General features: G+C 59.6%; 15 protein-coding genes. 10 read left to right on the top strand and 5 right to left on the bottom strand.

The window, feature by feature from the left end:
- The first annotated feature begins 46 nt into the window (after positions 1 to 46).
- The 3 genes from msub_RS13080 to msub_RS13070 all read left to right on the top strand — a co-directional run bounded on the left by msub_RS13080 (position 47) and on the right by msub_RS13070 (position 2,295).
- A complete protein-coding gene (locus msub_RS13080) occupies positions 47 to 331 on the top strand; it encodes a hypothetical protein (protein ID WP_048496415.1) in 285 nt (94 codons plus the stop codon).
- Between the two features lie 74 nt (positions 332 to 405).
- Positions 406 to 1,782 (top strand): class II fumarate hydratase, encoded by a 1,377-nt coding sequence (locus msub_RS13075; RefSeq protein ID WP_048496414.1) that lies wholly within the window; start codon positions 406 to 408, stop codon positions 1,780 to 1,782.
- Between the two features lie 24 nt (positions 1,783 to 1,806).
- The gene (locus msub_RS13070; RefSeq protein WP_227506726.1) at positions 1,807 to 2,295 is read left to right on the top strand and encodes a CDP-archaeol synthase; all 489 of its coding nucleotides are present in this window, start codon (positions 1,807 to 1,809) and stop codon (positions 2,293 to 2,295) included.
- On the opposite strand, the gene msub_RS13065 is transcribed toward msub_RS13070, so the two are convergent.
- Positions 2,292 to 3,266: a metallophosphoesterase gene (locus tag msub_RS13065; protein WP_048496413.1), complete on the bottom strand. Its 975-nt coding sequence runs from the start codon at positions 3,264 to 3,266 to the stop codon at positions 2,292 to 2,294. The two genes, msub_RS13070 and msub_RS13065, sit on opposite strands and share 4 nt — an antisense overlap.
- A gap of 289 nt (positions 3,267 to 3,555) precedes the next feature.
- Here msub_RS13065 and msrA point away from each other — a divergent pair, with 289 nt between their 5' ends.
- On the top strand, positions 3,556 to 4,209 hold the full coding sequence (msrA, locus tag msub_RS13060; protein WP_048497111.1) for a peptide-methionine (S)-S-oxide reductase MsrA: 654 nt from the start codon (positions 3,556 to 3,558) through the stop codon (positions 4,207 to 4,209).
- A gap of 10 nt (positions 4,210 to 4,219) precedes the next feature.
- A complete protein-coding gene (gene msrB / locus msub_RS13055; RefSeq protein WP_048496412.1) occupies positions 4,220 to 4,645 on the top strand; it encodes a peptide-methionine (R)-S-oxide reductase MsrB in 426 nt (141 codons plus the stop codon).
- Positions 4,646 to 4,697: 52 nt separating this feature from the next.
- Here msrB and msub_RS13050 read toward each other — a convergent pair whose 3' ends face one another.
- Positions 4,698 to 5,681 carry a calcium/sodium antiporter gene (locus msub_RS13050; RefSeq protein WP_197083838.1) on the bottom strand — a complete coding sequence of 328 codons (984 nt, stop codon included), beginning with the start codon at positions 5,679 to 5,681 and terminating at the stop codon, positions 4,698 to 4,700.
- Positions 5,682 to 5,690: 9 nt separating this feature from the next.
- Complete coding sequence (nhaD, locus tag msub_RS13045) at positions 5,691 to 6,941, bottom strand: sodium:proton antiporter NhaD (RefSeq protein WP_048496410.1); 1,251 nt, start codon at positions 6,939 to 6,941, stop codon at positions 5,691 to 5,693.
- Between the two features lie 321 nt (positions 6,942 to 7,262).
- Between nhaD and mqo the strand changes: the two genes are divergently transcribed.
- From mqo to msub_RS13020, 5 genes are all read left to right on the top strand, one after another.
- Positions 7,263 to 8,744 (top strand): malate dehydrogenase (quinone), encoded by a 1,482-nt coding sequence (gene mqo, locus msub_RS13040; protein WP_048496409.1) that lies wholly within the window; start codon positions 7,263 to 7,265, stop codon positions 8,742 to 8,744.
- A gap of 156 nt (positions 8,745 to 8,900) precedes the next feature.
- Positions 8,901 to 10,133: an ATP-grasp domain-containing protein gene (locus msub_RS13035; RefSeq protein ID WP_048496408.1), complete on the top strand. Its 1,233-nt coding sequence runs from the start codon at positions 8,901 to 8,903 to the stop codon at positions 10,131 to 10,133.
- 52 nt (positions 10,134 to 10,185) lie between these two features.
- Positions 10,186 to 12,210 (top strand): hypothetical protein, encoded by a 2,025-nt coding sequence (locus msub_RS13030; RefSeq protein WP_048496407.1) that lies wholly within the window; start codon positions 10,186 to 10,188, stop codon positions 12,208 to 12,210.
- Positions 12,211 to 12,258: 48 nt separating this feature from the next.
- Positions 12,259 to 13,929, top strand: a complete 1,671-nt coding sequence (locus tag msub_RS13025) for an acetolactate synthase large subunit (RefSeq protein ID WP_048496406.1) — start codon at positions 12,259 to 12,261, stop codon at positions 13,927 to 13,929.
- Positions 13,930 to 13,975: 46 nt separating this feature from the next.
- Entirely contained in the window at positions 13,976 to 14,839 is an 864-nt protein-coding gene (locus msub_RS13020; protein WP_048496405.1) for a hypothetical protein, read from the top strand.
- Here msub_RS13020 and msub_RS13015 read toward each other — a convergent pair.
- Together msub_RS13015 and msub_RS13010 are read right to left on the bottom strand one after the other, a co-directional pair.
- On the bottom strand, positions 14,836 to 15,723 hold the full coding sequence (locus msub_RS13015) for a chemotaxis protein (protein WP_048496404.1): 888 nt from the start codon (positions 15,721 to 15,723) through the stop codon (positions 14,836 to 14,838). The two genes, msub_RS13020 and msub_RS13015, sit on opposite strands and share 4 nt — an antisense overlap.
- Positions 15,724 to 15,905: 182 nt before the next feature.
- Positions 15,906 to 16,502 carry an exopolysaccharide biosynthesis protein gene (locus msub_RS13010; RefSeq protein ID WP_048496403.1) on the bottom strand — a complete coding sequence of 199 codons (597 nt, stop codon included), beginning with the start codon at positions 16,500 to 16,502 and terminating at the stop codon, positions 15,906 to 15,908.
- Positions 16,503 to 16,721: the final 219 nt, after the last annotated feature.

Raw genomic sequence — 16,721 nt, 5'->3', positions numbered from 1 at the left:
ACACTGAACTAAACTTACCTGAGGCAGACCTGAAGGGAGGGTAGCCATGAGTGTTCCGGAAAACAGCCTGACCAACCACGAAGTCACCATATGCCTGGCCGGCGGTGCCGTTCTCGGGCCATTCAACGCCACCTGGAGCCAGGATTCCGGGGGCGATGTGCGGGAGCTGGTGCGTGAATACGATGGTTTCCTGCAGGGTGAAAAGCAGCGCAGGTACAAATTTCACCTGCACGACACCTACACCAATACCGTGCATACCCTGATCCTGGATTTTGAACAGGTCACCGGGATTTGCGACCATGTCCGGCTGAAATCGCCGGATAACGGCTGAGAGACAAGACATAGCCGGAGGCGCTGGGTATACGCTGGCAGGCCCAACGTGTAAAAGGACGAACAGGAGGGAGCATGAGCGAATACAGAACCGAAACCGACAGTCTTGGCGAGGTCCGGGTGCCTGCGGACGCGCTCTGGGGCGCGCAAACCCAGCGCGCGGTCGAGAATTTTCCGGTCAGCGGCCAGCCGATGCCCCGGGCGTTTATTGCCGCGGTCGCACAGATCAAACGGGCGGCGGCGGAGGCCAACACCAGCCTCGGACTTCTGGATAACGATCGGCGGGACGCCATCGCAGAGGCCTGCCAGAACCTCGTTGACGGCAAGTATGCCGACCAGTTTCCGGTGGACCGTTACCAGACCGGGTCGGGTACCAGCACCAACATGAATGTCAACGAGGTCATTGCCTCCATCGCGCTCAAGGCCGGCCACGAGGTGCATCCGAACGATCACGTCAACATGAGCCAGAGCTCCAATGATGTGATTCCAACCGCGATTCATGTCAGCGCCGTTGCCGCCGTGCATGAAAAACTGTTACCCGCGCTCTCCCACTTGCGGGGCATGATCTACGAGCAGGAGGCGGCCTTCTCGGACCAGGTGAAAACCGGGCGAACGCACCTGATGGACGCCATGCCGGTTACCCTGGGCCAGGAACTGAGAACCTGGCGGGAACAGATTCTGGCGGTGGAAAAGCGGTTGGAGGCGGCTGCGGACGAGCTGCTGGCGTTGCCCCAGGGCGGGACCGCCGTGGGTACCGGGATCAACGCGCTGCCGGAGTTCGCAGGCCAGTTCGTCAAGTTTCTGCGGGCCAATACCGGGTATTCCTTCACCTCACTGGAGCACAAGTTCACCGCCCAGAGTGCGGTGGATGCTCCGGTGGCCCTCTCTGCCCAGATGCGGGGGTTGGCGATTGTGCTCACCAAGATTGCCAATGACCTTCGGTGGATGAACAGCGGGCCGATCCACGGCCTGGCCGAGATCAGTCTGCCAGCCCTGCAGCCGGGCAGCAGTATCATGCCGGGCAAGGTAAACCCGGTTATTCCCGAATCGGTGGCCATGGTGGGCGCCCAGGTGATGGGCCTGGACAGCGCGGTGGCTATTGCCGGGCAATCCGGAAACTTCCAGCTCAATGTGATGCTGCCGCTGGTGGGCGGCAACCTGCTGGACATGGCGGACCTGCTGTCCAATGCGGCCATGGTACTGGCGGACAAGGCGATCCGGGGCTTTACGGTCAATGCTGATAACCTGAACGCCGGGGTGGGCCGCAATCCGGTGCTGGTAACCGCCCTGAACCCGGAAATTGGCTATAACCTGGCGGCGGATATTGCCAAGGAGGCCTACCGCACCGGGCGACCGGTGATTGACGTTGCCGAGGAGCGCAGCGGCCTGAGCCGAAGCAGGCTGGAAGGGCTCATGGACCCGCTCAAGCTGACCCGGGGTGGAATGGCCTGACCGGGCTTTACTCAGAGGGAGCCGATGCGCTTGCTGCTATGCCTGGAGCTGTTTGTCATGCTGGTGCTCGCCAACGGAGCCCCGGTGGTTGCGGCCGGTCTGTTCAAGGCGCATTGGTCGGAGCCCGTCGATGGCGGCCGGTTGTGGAAGGACGGTCGCCCTGTGCTCGGTGAAAGCAAGACCTGGCGGGGGGTGGTATCCGGCTCCCTGGCCTGCGGCCTGTTTTCCCTGGCTACAGGGCTGGGGTTTGTGTTCGGGGGAGTATTCGGCGTGCTCGGGCTCGTAGGCGACATGCTGAGCAGTTTTATCAAGCGCCGGCTGGGTCTGGCGTCGAGCGCCCGGGCGGTGGGCCTGGATCAGATCCCCGAAGCGTTACTGCCGATGTTGCTGGCCATGTGGTGGTTGCCCGTCAGTGTCTGGGGAGTAATTGTGGTGGTGGTGCTTTTCACCCTGTCGAACATTTTCGCCTCACCGTTGCTCTACCGCCTCGGCATTCGCCGTCAGCCCCATTAATCCGGCCCCCGCGTCAGGGTGTGAATAGTCACCTCCGGAGGGCAGTTCAGCCGGGCATTCACCACCGACGTGCCGGAGCCGGGCGAGGTATAGCCCTGCATGCCATTCATCCGCCAGTAACCACGCCCTAGCGCGCGTGGGCAATCAGAGTCCAGGGTAACCGGAATGCCGCCGGGCAGGCAGATCTGGCCGCCATGGGTATGGCCACAGAGAAACACGTCATAGCCTGCGTGGGAGGCTTCGCGCCAGATCTCCGGGGTATGGCTGAGCAGAACGCTGGTTCCCCCGGCCGGGATCTCGTCCCCGGCCCGGTGCAGGTTGTGTACCTTGAAGAAGTGGGCATCGTCCACGCCCGCCAGATAGAGGGTCTGGCCCTCCCGTTCAAGGGGTGCCATTTCATTCATCAGAAGCCGGTAGCCCATGTCTTCCAGTGCTGGCACCATGCGCACACTGTCATGGTTACCGAGCACCGCGTAGGCCTGGCCCCGGATGCCATCGCGCAGCCGGGCCATGCCATCGAGGGCCTCTTCGATCGGGCCCCAGGTGAGCTTGCGGTAGTCACCGGTCAGCACACACAGATCGTAGTCGAGGGGCGCAATCTCGCGCAGAACCGCCTGGAGGTTGGCTTCGTCCATATCCACATGCAGGTCCGTCAGGTGCAGGATGCGATAGCCTTCAAAGGCGGCGGGCAGGTTTGTGAGGTGAAAGCGGTTGTGCACGGTGCGCAGGCGCCGGCTGTTGCTCTGCCCGCGCCCCCACATGCCGGCCATTCTCAGGCAGAGACGGATAAAGCCGGGCGCCGTGGCCCAGTTTTCCAGATGGAAGGAGCTGTGATCTTGCCCGAAGACCTTCGCTTCAGCTTCCCGCTCTATGCCGAGCCTCTGGCGGGCATGAACGGGGCCAAGTCTCAGGCTCAGGCGATATTCCAGGAGTTCATCCTGGTTATCCGGTGAGCGAGCCCTTGCCGTCATTTTTCTTCCTTTATATGCCGAGCCGGGCATGGCCGATGTGCAAAGTGGCAAACCCTGTCTTCCATTATGGTTGGGCCCCCGGGGGATGCAACAAAAACGACACAATGTTCATGTTTGATGCAGAGGACACCGAAGAAGCCGTTAATGATCAGGGCGAGTGATCCTGAAGCCCTGGCCAGCGTAAACCTGTGACGGATCGGCTGACACGCGAACGGCAGGTGGCAAAGCCGCCGTTTTCCAGCCACAATCGTGGCTCTACAGGCAGAGTAAATTGAACGCAGAGGTCACCATGACAACATCGTGCAGTATCCCGGGCCTGAACGTGCCCCGAAGCCGGTTTCCGGATCCGGAACAGGATCTCCCCGCGAGCCAGGGCGAACAGCGGATTGTGCTGGGGGGTGGTTGTTTCTGGTGCGTTGAGGCCGTGTTTCTTGCCATCAACGGAGTAACCAGGGTCGTTTCCGGCTATGCCGGTGGCCATCCGGGCTCGGCCAACTACGAAGCAGTGTGCACCGGCACCACGGGCCACGCCGAGGTAGTGGATGTCCACTATGATCCGGCCAGGGTCGGTTTTGGTGAGCTGCTCAAGGTGTTTTTCTCGGTAGCGCACGACCCTACCCAGCTCAATCGCCAGGGTAATGATCGTGGCCCCCAGTACCGTTCCGCCATTTTCTACGAAACTCCGGAGCAGCGGCGGGTGGCCGAGGCCTACATCCATCAGCTCAATCAGGCCGGTGTCTATCCGGATCCGATTGTAACCACGCTGGAGCGGCTGGACGCGTTTTTCCCGGCAGAGGATTACCATCAGAACTTTGCCGCCCGGAATCCGCACCAGCCCTACATTATGGCAGTCGCTGCTCCGAAGATGGAGAAGCTGGTGGGCAGTTATGGTGATCGCCTGAAACCGGAATACACCGACAATGACACAGGCAATACGGCCTGAGGAGGCGCACATGGGAGTTTCCGCTGCAGGTTATGACCTGACACCACTGACCAAAGCACAGGTTGAGGAGAAGGCCGCGGATCTGTCCGCTGATGAACGGCGGGTGTTGCTCGAGCATGGTACCGAGCATCCATTCTGCGGCACATTGCTGGATAACAAGAAAGAGGGAGTGTACCACTGCCGGCTGTGTGATCTGCCACTGTTCAGCTCGAATTCCAAGTTTGATTCAGGAACCGGTTGGCCGAGTTTCTTCCAGCCTTTTGACTCTGACCACCTCCGTTATATCGAGGACACCAGTATGGGAATGACCCGCACGGAAATACGGTGCCCACGGTGCGACAGTCACCTGGGACACGTTTTCCCGGACGGCCCACCACCGACTGGCCAACGTTACTGCCTTAATTCGGTGGCAATGGTGTTCCAGGAAAATAGCTAAAAAACGCAACAGGGGGCACTCGCCCCCTGTTGCGTTTGCCTGAGGCCTGGCTTCAGGCCGCTGCCGCGCCCACGACGGTAGAGAACAGGTAGCCGGTGTAGGCAAGGTAGACAAGCATCAGGATAGCCCCGTCAAGCCGGCTGACCAGTCTGCGCCAGCCGGTGAGGCCAAAGCCCATCAGGAACAGCCCCACCGTTAACGCCAGCATCAACGTCCAGTCGCGATAGAGCACTTCCGGGTCGACCGCCAACGGCTGGATCACGGCGGCCAAGCCGACAACGGCCAGGGTATTGAAAATCCCCGAACCGAGGATGTTGCCGAGGATCAGGTCGTGTTCGTTCTTCTTGACCGCCGCCAGTGCCGAGGCCAGTTCCGGCAGGGAGGTGCCGACGGCCACGATGGTCAAGCCAATGACAAGATCGCTGACGCCCAGACTCTGGGCGATGGTTACGGCGCCCCACACCAGCATGCGAGAGCTTACAATCAGCAGGATCAGGCCGATCACCAGCCAGATGATGGCGGCTTTCAGGGGCATGGGGTGGGCGATTATTTCCGCATCGGTCTCACCGGCCAGGGGGTCGCCCCTGCCTTTCATGCCCTGATAGATGGACCAGCCCATCACCGCGGCGAATACGCCCAGCAGAATCCATCCGTCAAGCCGTGACAGATCGCCATCCAGCAGTTGGGCGCCGGCAATCAGGGTCAGGACCACCAGCAGGGGCAGCTCCTTGCGGATGACCTGGGAGTGCACTGCGATCGGCGCAATGATCGCCGTCAGGCCGACGATCAGGGCGATGTTGGTGATGTTGGAGCCATAGGCATTGCCCAGCGCCAGGCCGGGGTTGCCATCGGCGGCGGCCATGGCGGACACCGCCAGTTCCGGGGCTGACGTTCCAAAGCCGATAATTACCATGCCGATCAGCAGTGTTGGCATTCCAAGATGTTTTGCGGTGGCGGCCGCGCCCTCGACGAATTTATCAGCACTCCAGACAAGCAGGACCAGGCCGGCAACAATGGCGGCAATTGCCATTAACATAGATAAACCTCAATTGATGAAACGTCCAAGCATGAATACCCCGGCATAGCCCAGGGTATACGCTGCCCAAAGGTGGCCAAGATACCGCATATAGGCTGCAAAGGTCAGCCCCGGAATTTTGCTCATGGCTACGATGCCCGCTGCGGAGCCGATCACCAGCAATGAGCCGCCAACCCCCACGGCGTAGGTCAGCCCCATCCATTCGCCCTCTGTCATGCTGATGCCGGACTTGAGCAGTGCTGCCGTCAGGGGCACGTTATCAATCACCGCAGAGAACAGGCCCATCAGGTAATTGGCGTAAACCGGCGGCATGACATTGTAGATTGCCACCAGTGAATCCAGAGCGTGAATTTCTTTAAGCATGCCGACCAGCAACAGAATGCCCAGGAAGAACAGCAGGGTCTCGAACTCGATAATGCGGATGTATTCCAGGATCGGGTCCAGTTCGGAGTCATCACTCATGAACCTCGACACCAGAAACATCACGGACATGCCAAACAGGAAGGTGAGTACCGGCGGAACACTGAACAGGACATTGCCGACAATAGTGCAAAGGATTGTTAACAAAAACAGGGCGCCGATGACGGCGTCCACTGGCCGGACGGTGTGGCTGTGCGAGCGCATAGTGACGGTGCCGTCCAGGCCGCGGGAGAGGAAGATGGCGAGGATGAATACGGTCATCGAGGCCGGCACCGCCAGAGTCAGCAGAGTCAGGATTTCCACCTTGTCGGCGAGGAATATCATCAGTGTGGTCACGTCGCCGGTAATCAGGGAAACACCGCCGGAATTCACCGCGAAGACCACCAGTGTTGCGAACTGGATGCGCTTTCTGAGGTCAAGATCGAGGGACAGAATCAGGGAGCATGAGACTAAAGTGGCGGTGATATTGTCTGCAAGGGAGGAGAAAATGAAGCAAAACAAACCGGTCAAAAATAACAGTCGTCGTTCGCTCACCTGTTTCGGCATGATCATGTAGATCAGGTTTTCGATCATTCCCTTTTTGTTCAGGTAGGCCACGAAGGTCATGGCTGCAACCAGAAACAGCCAGAGGCCGGCAATTTCGGCAATGCTTTCGGACAGGCCTGCCGAAACCGCATTGGTTTCGCTGTCATTATCACTGGCCAGAAACAGCAGGATCCAGCTCAGGGTGCCGAAAAACAGAGTGACCTTGGCTTTATTGATACGGGTGACTTCTTCGAAAATGACGCCTAGCAGCGCCACGACGGCGAGAATGATAAGAGCGGTATCCAGTAAAGACATCGGGACCTTCCGTATAGGTATTTGGGGCAAGGCAGGGGCCGGCCCATGGCAAAGTGGAGCAGGATTTTAGACCTTTGGCAGGAGCCCGGCCAGTGTTCGTGTTTTCCCGAAGTTGAGCCAGGTCATCTCGGCAGGCGGACGTGTATGCGGATGATTGACAATGGTAATTTATTCTTTCGGCGAAAATCGGGATAATTGCGCGCAATTTCAGACCGGAAGCAGACGGCGGCGTCGTTTACCTCGCGCCTGGCCGGCTTCCGACAGGCCTCCTTGCTGATCGTGAGGGGGCAAACAGCTCAACACTAGCTAGGGTAAAAACCAATGGCCGTTAGACAGGCAGATGTAGTGCTGGTCGGCGGTGGCGTCATGAGCGCCACTCTCGGCATGATGCTCAGGCAACTGGATCCGTCCCTGGACATCGTCATGGTGGAGCGTCTTGACCACGTTGCCCATGAAAGCACCGACGGATGGAATAACGCAGGCACCGGCCACGCCGGCTATTGCGAACTTAACTACACCCCCGAAACCGACGATGGTGATGTGGCGATCGAGCGCGCCCTGAACATCAACGCCCAGTTCGAGGTGTCATTGCAGTTGTGGTCGTACCTGGTGGAGCAGGGCATATTGCCGGAGCCCGCCACATTCATTAACCGCACTCCGCACCAGAGCTTTGTCTGGGGCGAGGCAGACGTCGCCTTCCTGAAGCGCCGGTTTGAACGGCTGAGCGCGCACCACCTGTTCCGTGACATGGAATACACCGAGTCGGCGCAGGATCTGGAAGAGTGGATGCCGCTGGTGGTGTCCAGCCGCGACCCGATGCAACGGGTGGCGGCCACGCGGGTCAGGCACGGCTCGGACGTGGATTTCGGGTCGCTCACCCGAAGCATGGTGACGTGGCTGGAAACCCAGCCTAACTTCGAGCTGATGACCAGTTGCCCCGTGCACTACCTTGCCCAGCGTGAAAATGGCCGCTGGAAGGTTCGAGTCAAAAACCAGAAAACCGGTGAACTGACCAAGCTGGAAGCCGGCTTTGTGTTCCTGGGGGCCGGCGGTGGAGCCCTGCCGCTGTTGCAGAAATCCGGAATTGAGGAGGCCCGGGGCTACGGTGGCTTCCCGGTCAGCGGCCAGTGGCTGGTCTGTCGCAAGCCGGACGTCGTTGAAAGGCACCACTCCAAGGTTTATGGCAAGGCGCCGATCGGGGCCCCTCCGATGTCAGTGCCACACCTGGATACCCGCATCATCAATGGTGAACCGGCTCTGCTGTTCGGTCCTTTCGCAGGGTTTACCACCCGGTTTCTCAAGCAGGGCTCGGTCTTCGATCTGTTCGGCTCGGTGAAGCCCAACAACCTCAAGCCCATGCTCTCGGTGAGCAAGAACAACATGGACCTGACCCGCTACCTCGTTGGCGAAGTGTTCCAGTCGCATACCGACCGGGTTGAATCGCTGCGCAATTTTTTCCCGGACGCGAGAGAGGAAAACTGGGAGCTGCGCATGGCGGGCCAGCGGGTACAGATCATCAAGCAGGCAGAGGGTGGCGGCGGCAAGCTGGAATTCGGCACTGAGATTGTGGCCGCCAAAGACGGTACCCTGGCCGCGCTGCTGGGGGCCTCTCCCGGTGCATCCACTGCCGCCAATGCCATGATCAATGTGATCGAGCGTTGTTTCCCGGAAAAAATCAGAACGCCGGAGTGGCAGGAGCGCATGAAAGAACTGGTGCCGTCCTACGGTCAATCCCTGGTGGACGACGAAGCGCTGCTCACCAGAGTGCGCGAAAGGACCCTGTCGACCCTGAAACTGGGCTGATATTCCCAAACGATCTAAGAAACTGCAAGGCACTGCGACTGCTGGACTCGCTCCAGCCGGTCGCGGTGCTTTTTGCGTTTCGGAGGGTGCCGAAATTTGCGATTTCTCAGCTTATGCGTAGGGTTATAAGGAAACCCTTAGCAAAGGAGAGAGCCCGTGAGTGAGCAAAAGTACAATCCTGAGAAAGGGTACATCGCACTGTTGGGCTGGAGCCTGAATGCGGTTGAAGCGGCCGACAAGTTTGATCGTCGGTATGTTGTCGTGGCGCCGGACTGGGCTGAAGCCTACTGCCAGGAGCACGATATTCCCTATGTACCCTGGAATTTTGAACGCCTGAATGACCGCTCTGTGGAGATTGCGCAGACCCTCAAGGACATGGGCGTTGATGTCGCCATCCCGTTGTTTGAGGAGACGGTGGAGTGGGCCGGTGCCATCAACTCGGTGTTGATGGACAAGCCACGTCTGTTCGGCCAGGCCATGCTGCTGCGTGACAAGGCCCTGATGAAGCGTCGCGCCCAGCTCGGCGGTATCCGCGTGGGTATTTTTGAGGAAGCCCATGACAAAGGCGACGTTATCCGGTTCCTGAAGCGGGTGAACCAGACCCTGCTAAAGCTGGACGGCGACCCCAATGACCCGATCCACCTCAAGGCGTTTGACAAGGCAGGCTGCCTGGGCCACCGGGTCATCCGTACGCCGGACGAGGTCGATACCATTCCGGAAGAAGAGTTCCCGGTCCTTATGGAATCGCACCTGGATGGCTGGGAGTTTGCCGTCGAGGCCTGGATCCACAACGGCAAGATTGCCTTCCTCAATATTTCCGAGTACGTGACGCTGGGTTACTCCGTGTTTGTTCCGGCAACACCGGACCTGGAGAAGTACCGCGACCAGATCCGGGGTGAGATCGAGAAGCTGATCAAGACCTTCGATATCGAGTTCGGGTTCATTCATCCCGAATACTTCGTGACCAGCGACCGGACCATGTACTTTGGCGAGGTGGCGTATCGTCCGCCGGGTTTCAAGGTGTTCGAGCTGCTCGAGCGTGCCTACGGCTTTAACGCCTACCAGGGCATGATCCTGGCCTTCGATCCGAAAACCACCGAAGCGGAAATCAAGGCCTTCTTCCCGACGGAAGTGGTGGACGCGAAAGGTTATGCCGGTTGCTTCGGCGTGTATCCGCGCCGCCGGGTAGTCAGCAAGCTGGAAATCCCCGAGGAGACCGAAAACCACGAGTATTTCGAATCCCATGAACTGACACCGCCACTGGAAGAGACGGTCACCAAGCGTACCGCCTTCGGTACCCACTGGGGGCTGGTTTATTTCTTCGGCGATGACCCCTATGTCATGCGTGATTTGCTCAAACATCAGGAAGAACTCGATTTCTATGTATAATCGGAGGATGCATTAACACAAAGGGTTTGATGCAGACCCTGAGGAATCACGTTTGAGTGAACAGCAATCGGCCAGTCAGGCATCGGCGGTCAACTTCGACAAGCTGGTGCAAAAACTGGACGAGTCCATCGTGGCGCTGGAGGAAAGCCGGCCTTTCGCCAAGGCCGGCAAACTCCCCAGGCTGTTTGATACTGCCCGGCGTGTGCTTTTGCAGCCGGATGGGTGTCAGGCAATTGACGCGCGGGCCCAGCGGCTGGAAGAGGCTGGTGTATTCGAAGGCACCGACTGGGCGGACCCAGCCATTCTTCTGCCCTCGCTCACCCCCCACTCGCTGCAAAGCCAGAATGCCGACACCGTGGTAATCGAGGCGATCAGTGAGCTGCGCCTTCTGCGGGTGGCCCGTGGCAGTTACCGGCATCCGAGTGTCTCAGCGGAGCAGGCCCATCATTACCTGACCCAGGTACTGGCGATAAACCTCGGGCTGCTGTTCGGAATGACCGGAGAGGCAGAACGGGAGCAGGGCAAGTTGTCCCGGATCAGTCAGTCGCTGGTTCAGTACGTGGCCAGCCATATCGGTTACGAACACGTCATCGACAGCCTGATTGAGGAGATCTGGCGCATCCTTGAGCAACGGCCCATTCGTGTCAGTGACATACGCCGCATGATTACCCAGATAGCGATCTGCCGGGCGGACCCGGACGCCGATCTGGGCAGTGCCGGCCGGGGCGCAGACCGGCTGATCTCCAGCCTCTACGGCCCCACCCGGGCCTGCAGTGAAGATCCGGGTACCGCGTTATACCAGCAACGTCTGGAATCCATGGACGGCGCTGCGTTACAGAACGAAGCCACCGGATTCGCCCGCTCCATGCACGACACCGGTCTGGTGTCGCCCTACCACGCTTCTTTTGTCCGGTTTATCCTCGAAGATCGGGATTCCCTGCTCAGTGACGCCCTCGGCCTTTCAAGCACCGGGCGGGACTGCCTGCTTTGCTACAGTGAACTGGTGCGTACCCTGATCGAGGAAGCCATCTTCCCCGAGACCGCCCAGGGTCTTTACGGCCTCGCGTTGCTGCTGGAGCGGGGCATTCTCTACCAGCCGCCGGTGGCGCCGGCGCTGTGGCGCCAGGTGCGCCTCTCGGTCTGCCCGGAAGCCCGGGAGCGTCTGCAGTTTGCCTATGGCTACCAGCCCCGGCCCGCCGCCTGGCTGATGCAGGGCGTGCTGAACATGCTGGGGCAGCCCCTGGGCGTTGGCCAGGGCAACAATCCCACCTGCCAGTCTGCCCGTGCACTTTCCATGTGGGCCTACAACGATCCGGATTACCTGCTGCAGATGGTTGCCTGGGCGGCCCGGGACAATGAAATCATCATGCACTTCGAGGGCCAGCCGGTTTCCTCGGCGTGCAGTGCCGGTGGCCTGGCCTCGGAAGTGACCCTGGACCTGGACCCGGTGTCCCTGGTGGTGGTCCCGCACCTTGACCGGATTTACGTCGAGATGGGGCGCCTGTGTGCCGGCCGTGAGGGTGACCCCCACAAATGGGTGAACCCCGAGTTCCACGGCTGGTCTGCCGGCCGCGGGTTTGCCATCAACGTGGACGTGGCCACCGGCAAGCTCTCCGATCTGGAAGGGTTCATCCGGCATTTCTACGCCAGTTACCATCCCTATTACAATGGCAACCAGCCGCTGATACACCCTCAGCCGGCGGGCATCGCGGTAACCGACAGTGCCGCCCGTTTTATCGGCTGGCACGCCATTACCATTCTCCGGGTGACGCTGGATCCGGAAGGTGAGATGCGGGTGTATTTCTTCAACCCCAACAACGACAGCGGCCAGAATTGGGGCGACGGTGTGCGGGTAAGCACCTCCGGTAGCGGCGAGCGTTTCGGCGAGTCATCACTGCCTTTCGAAATGTTCACCTCACGGCTTTACATCTTCCATTACGATCCACTGGAACGGGGTGAGCCGGCAGGAGTGAGCGATGACGAGCTTCGTCGCGTAACAGAGGGTGTCTATCGCAGTTGGGGTGAAGATCGGCTGCCCGCCGATGCCCTGCAGGCGGAGCCTCCTCTAAACGATTGACCCGGTAACCTGTTCATCACCTGGAAATCATTGATCAAGAGGAAATCCATGGCTAACGAACATCATCCTGCCCGCAACGGAGCCGAGCTGTTTGTCCGGGCACTGGAAAATGAAGGCGTTCAATACATTTTTGCGGTACCGGGCGAGGAAAACCTCGCCTTCCTCGAAGCCCTGAGAACCTCCAGTATTACCCTGGTGCTCAACCGCCATGAGCAGGCTGCCGGCTTCATGGCCGCCACCTATGGCCGACTCACCGGCCGGGTGGGCGTCTGCCTCTCCACCCTTGGGCCCGGTGCCACCAATCTCGTTACTGCCGCGGCCTATGCCCAGTTGGGTGCCATGCCCATGATGATGATTTCCGGCCAGAAGCCCATCAAATCCTCCAAGCAGGGCCTTTTCCAGATCCTGGATGTGGTGGATCTGATGCGGCCACTGACCAAGTACACCCGGCAGATCAGCAACGCCAATACCATCCCCGCCAAAGTGCGCGAGGCCTTCCGGCTGGCCGCCGAAGAGCGGCCCGGAGCGGTGCATCTGGAGTTGCCGGAGGATATTGCCGAAGAGGTCCCGGATGCCGACACGCATATCTTCAAACCCAGTGACGCCCGCCGGCCCACAGCCAGCCAGAAGAGCCTGGACATGGCCTGCGAAATGCTGCGCGAGGCCAGGCACCCACTGATCATGATCGGCGCCGGCGCCAACCGAAAACGGGTGTCCCAGGCACTGCTGCACCTGGTGAACGTGACCGGTATTCCGTTTTTCACCACCCAGATGGGCAAGGGTGTGGTGGATGAACGGCACCCCCGTTACCTGGGCAATGCTGCCCTTTCTGCGGGCGATTTCGTTCACTGCGCCATTGACCGCGCCGACCTGGTGATCAATGTCGGCCACGACGTGGTGGAGAAACCACCGTTCTTCATGACCCCCGGCGGCAAGAAAGTCATTCACGTGAACTTTAGCGCCGCCGATGTGGACCCGGTGTATTTCCCCCAACACGAAGTGGTGGGCGATATTGCCAACAGCGTGGAATACATGGCCGAAAACTGTGGCCAGTGCGCCAACCACGATTTCACCCGGTTGATGGAGGTAAAGGAGGCGATCGATGCTCACCTGCAGGAACGGGCGGAAGACCCACGCTTCCCGGTCATTCCCCAGCGGATCGTGAACGACGTGCGCCAGGTGATGCCGGAGGATGGCATCATTACGCTGGATAACGGCATGTACAAGCTCTGGTTTGCCCGCAATTACCGGGCCTATGACAACAATACCGTGTTGCTGGATAACGCCCTGGCGTCCATGGGCGCCGGCCTGCCCAGTGGCATGATGGCGTCCATGCTGTACCCGGATCTCAAGGTGATGGCGGTGTGCGGCGATGGCGGGTTCATGATGAACAGCCAGGAGCTTGAAACTGCCGTGCGCCTGAACCTCAACCTGGTGGTGCTGATCATCAACGACAGTGCCTACGGCATGATCAAGTGGAAGCAGGGACAGGAAGGCTACACCGATTTCGGGCTGGATTACCGCAATCCGGACTTTGTTACCTACGCCCAGTCCTATGGCGCAAAAGGGCACCATATCAGCCGCACGGAGGATCTGCGGCCGACGCTGGAAAATGCCCTGGCCGAAGGCGGTGTTCACCTGGTAGAGGTGCCGGTGGATTACAGCGAAAACCGGCGGGTGTTTGACGAAGAGCTGGGTAAACTGACCTGCAGTCTGTAAGCGGTGTATCATGCGTGCCGGATTACCAACCGGAGGTTTTACAGTAATGATCCGTTCCTGTTTTCAAGGCCTGGTTGCCGCCTTCGCACTGCTCGCTCTCGCCGGGTGCAGTAACCCTGAGTCCCCGCAGGAAGTGGCGGCAGCCTTCTGGCAGGCCATGGCCGAGAATGATGCCGGCGACGTGGCGGAGTACTCCACTCTGGCCGACTCCGCCGGTTTCGACGGCTACAAGCGAAGCTGGACCGACGCGGTACCCTCCTTCGGCCGGGTCATTATCGAAGATCGTGAGGCCACCATCGTCACCCGCCTGCCCGCCGAGGCCGGTACCGAGGGCGAGCGGTTGGAGTTGATTACCTACCTCGTGCGTTTTGATGGTCACTGGCTGGTGGATTACGACCGCACGGGCGAAGCCATCCTGAACCCGTCGCCGTTGCGCGGCATCATGGGCGAGCTCACTCGGCTGGGGCAGAGGCTCAGTGACAGCCTGTCTTCGTCCTCCAGCGAGCTGGAGCAGCAAATGGACCAGTTGGCCTGGGAACTGGAAAACTACTCGGAAGAACTGGGGCAAAAGGCCCAAAGCGCAATGGACGAGTTTGCTCAGAAGTTGCAAGAGGCGATGCGGGAGCTTGAGCAGTCGGTGGAAGACGCGCTGAAAGACGAGAAGGCACCACCACCGGAGGACCGGGTGATCCTGGAACAGGCTGCCCGGAACCTGAGTAAGCAGGCGGAAAAGCTGGGCGAGCCGACCATGGAATCCCTGGCCAACGCCAGCCGGACAGTGGCCCAGACCGGCGATCGCCTGGCCCGCCTCAGTGATGAAACCCTGGATCGCTACCGGCAACAGTGGGAGCTGAAGCTGGCCGAGATGCGCGCTGATGCGCAAGCCTTTCTCGCCCAGCTCAAGCCTTAGCGGGCCTGCTCTGCCCCTCTGAGCATCGCCTGTAGCAATTCCTCCGCATCAAACTTGGTCAAGGCTTCGTTGGCCCCCACCTGGTTGGCGTAGCTCAGGCTCATCTCACTGTTCAGAGAGGTGTGCAGGATGATGTAGGGCTGCTTCAGCGCCGAGTTATCCCGCACGTTGAAGGTCAGTTCGTAACCGTCCAGCCCCGGCATTTCGATATCGCTGACCAGAATGTCCGTGGGCCGGCCCAGCTCGTCATCCCTCAGCAGGATCTGCAGGGCATCATCGCCGTTGGAGGTGACCTGGTAGGGGATGTCCTTGCTGTCCAGCACGTCTGATAACTGCTTGCGGGCCACCTGGGAGTCATCCACCATCAGGATGTTCAGGGATTTGAGGGTCTCGCTCTGAACATCGGTCAGCACCACATCCTGGGTATTCAGCGATTCCGGGTACACCTTGGCCAGCAGTAACTCCACGTCCAGCAGTTGGATAATGTCGCCGTCAATATCCAGCAGGCCGGTAATAAACGCCTTGCTGCCCAGGGCCTTGGGCGGTGGCATCACCTCTTTCCAGTCGGTCTCGACAATCTGCTGGACGCTGCGCACCAGGAAACCGATTTCCTGGCGCTGGATATCCGTGACAATAATCGACGCTTTTGCCTGCTCTTCCCGGGTCAGCGGCGGATAGCCCACGGCAGCGGCCATATCAATCACCGGGACAGCGGAGCCCCGGAAGGTCGCAGTGCCGATCACTGCGTGGTGGCTGTGGGGCATTTTGGTCAACCGCATGAAGGGCAGGATTTCCCGGATCTTCAGGGTGCCGATTCCGAAAAGACGCTCGCCGGAGAGACGGAACAGCAGAAGTTTCTGGGACTGCTTCGCTTTGCTGGACATATAGCCGGATCCTGTTACATACAAAAGCCCCTGCCGGCAGGAACTTTTCAAGGGGTTGGTTCAGTGGTGCGTGCCGGAAGCTGCACAGCCCGGTGTCTGACGATCTGTAGCAATAGTAGCAGTTTTCGGGTGAGGCGGGATTCAGGAGCTTTGTTTCAAATGGTGACAGAATCCTTCATCGCTCACCAGGGAAGGTGAGTGAGTATGAACCAGGCGGTGCCTCCGGTCGCGAGGATCGCCAACAGGGCAAGCAGCCCGTCGCGGGCAATAATTGCCAGGCCAAAGGCCGTCAGTGCGAGACCACCGCCATTGGCGCTGAAGGGTACGATCTCCATCAGCGGCATTGCCGCGGCAACCAGCATACACAGGATGGCCATGAGGTATTGCCCCGGACCGCTGACCAGCCAGGCCATCCGTCGTTTGGTCCAGCGATCCATGAACCGGGCCGGCTTATCCATCCAGTCCAGACCTTTGATCAGTTTCTGCCTCCCGATGTTTCGCCGCGCCAACTTGCCGGGGATCCAGATTGAGCGCCGGTGAAAAATCAGTTGCCCCAGAGTCAGTAGCACAACCAGCCCCAGCAGCGTGGGCACCCCCGGAATGTCCCCGATCAGCGGCGCCAGGGTGATAATGCCGGCGATCAGAACGAGCGGCCCGAAAGAGCGTTCTCCCACCGCATTGAGAATATCGGCCACTGAGACCTGGTCCATGCCCTCGGTTTCTGTTCGAAGGCGGTGCAGGAGCTCGGTAAGGCTGGCTGGGTCGTTCGGGGAGTTCATGATAGGAAGGAAATAAAGGGAGCTCCGGTTAAAAGTCTGACGAAACAGTACCTTGATTTGGCCGCCAGTACATGTGGGCAGGATGACGAGGTGGCAAGGTTCGGGCTGTAACGAAAAAAGCCCCTGAAAGCAGGGGCTTTTTTGCGGTTGTTTGGTGGAGACGGCGTCACTCTAATAACCTTTTTAAGATCTTGTTTTTATTAAGTATTTATTTAATTA

It is taken from the genome of Marinobacter subterrani (assembly GCF_001045555.1).
Lineage (GTDB): Bacteria > Pseudomonadota > Gammaproteobacteria > Pseudomonadales > Oleiphilaceae > Marinobacter > Marinobacter subterrani.
Note: the sequence above shows the minus strand (reverse complement) of the source record. Positions and strands in the feature narration are given on the sequence as shown.

Bases quoted from the DNA above. Each gene is read 5' to 3' on its own strand.
- msub_RS13080 (WP_048496415.1), top strand. From the start codon at position 47: ATGAGTGTTCCGGAAAACAGCCTGACCAACCACGAAGTCACCATATGC.
- msub_RS13075 (WP_048496414.1), top strand. From the start codon at position 406: ATGAGCGAATACAGAACCGAAACCGACAGTCTTGGCGAGGTCCGGGTG.
- msub_RS13070 (WP_227506726.1), top strand. From the start codon at position 1,807: ATGCGCTTGCTGCTATGCCTGGAGCTGTTTGTCATGCTGGTGCTCGCC.
- msub_RS13065 (WP_048496413.1), bottom strand. From the start codon at position 3,266: ATGACGGCAAGGGCTCGCTCACCGGATAACCAGGATGAACTCCTGGAA.
- msrA (WP_048497111.1), top strand. From the start codon at position 3,556: ATGACAACATCGTGCAGTATCCCGGGCCTGAACGTGCCCCGAAGCCGG.
- msrB (WP_048496412.1), top strand. From the start codon at position 4,220: ATGGGAGTTTCCGCTGCAGGTTATGACCTGACACCACTGACCAAAGCA.
- msub_RS13050 (WP_197083838.1), bottom strand. From the start codon at position 5,681: ATGTTAATGGCAATTGCCGCCATTGTTGCCGGCCTGGTCCTGCTTGTC.
- nhaD (WP_048496410.1), bottom strand. From the start codon at position 6,941: ATGTCTTTACTGGATACCGCTCTTATCATTCTCGCCGTCGTGGCGCTG.
- mqo (WP_048496409.1), top strand. From the start codon at position 7,263: ATGGCCGTTAGACAGGCAGATGTAGTGCTGGTCGGCGGTGGCGTCATG.
- msub_RS13025 (WP_048496406.1), top strand. From the start codon at position 12,259: ATGGCTAACGAACATCATCCTGCCCGCAACGGAGCCGAGCTGTTTGTC.
- msub_RS13020 (WP_048496405.1), top strand. From the start codon at position 13,976: ATGATCCGTTCCTGTTTTCAAGGCCTGGTTGCCGCCTTCGCACTGCTC.
- msub_RS13015 (WP_048496404.1), bottom strand. From the start codon at position 15,723: ATGTCCAGCAAAGCGAAGCAGTCCCAGAAACTTCTGCTGTTCCGTCTC.
- msub_RS13010 (WP_048496403.1), bottom strand. From the start codon at position 16,502: ATGAACTCCCCGAACGACCCAGCCAGCCTTACCGAGCTCCTGCACCGC.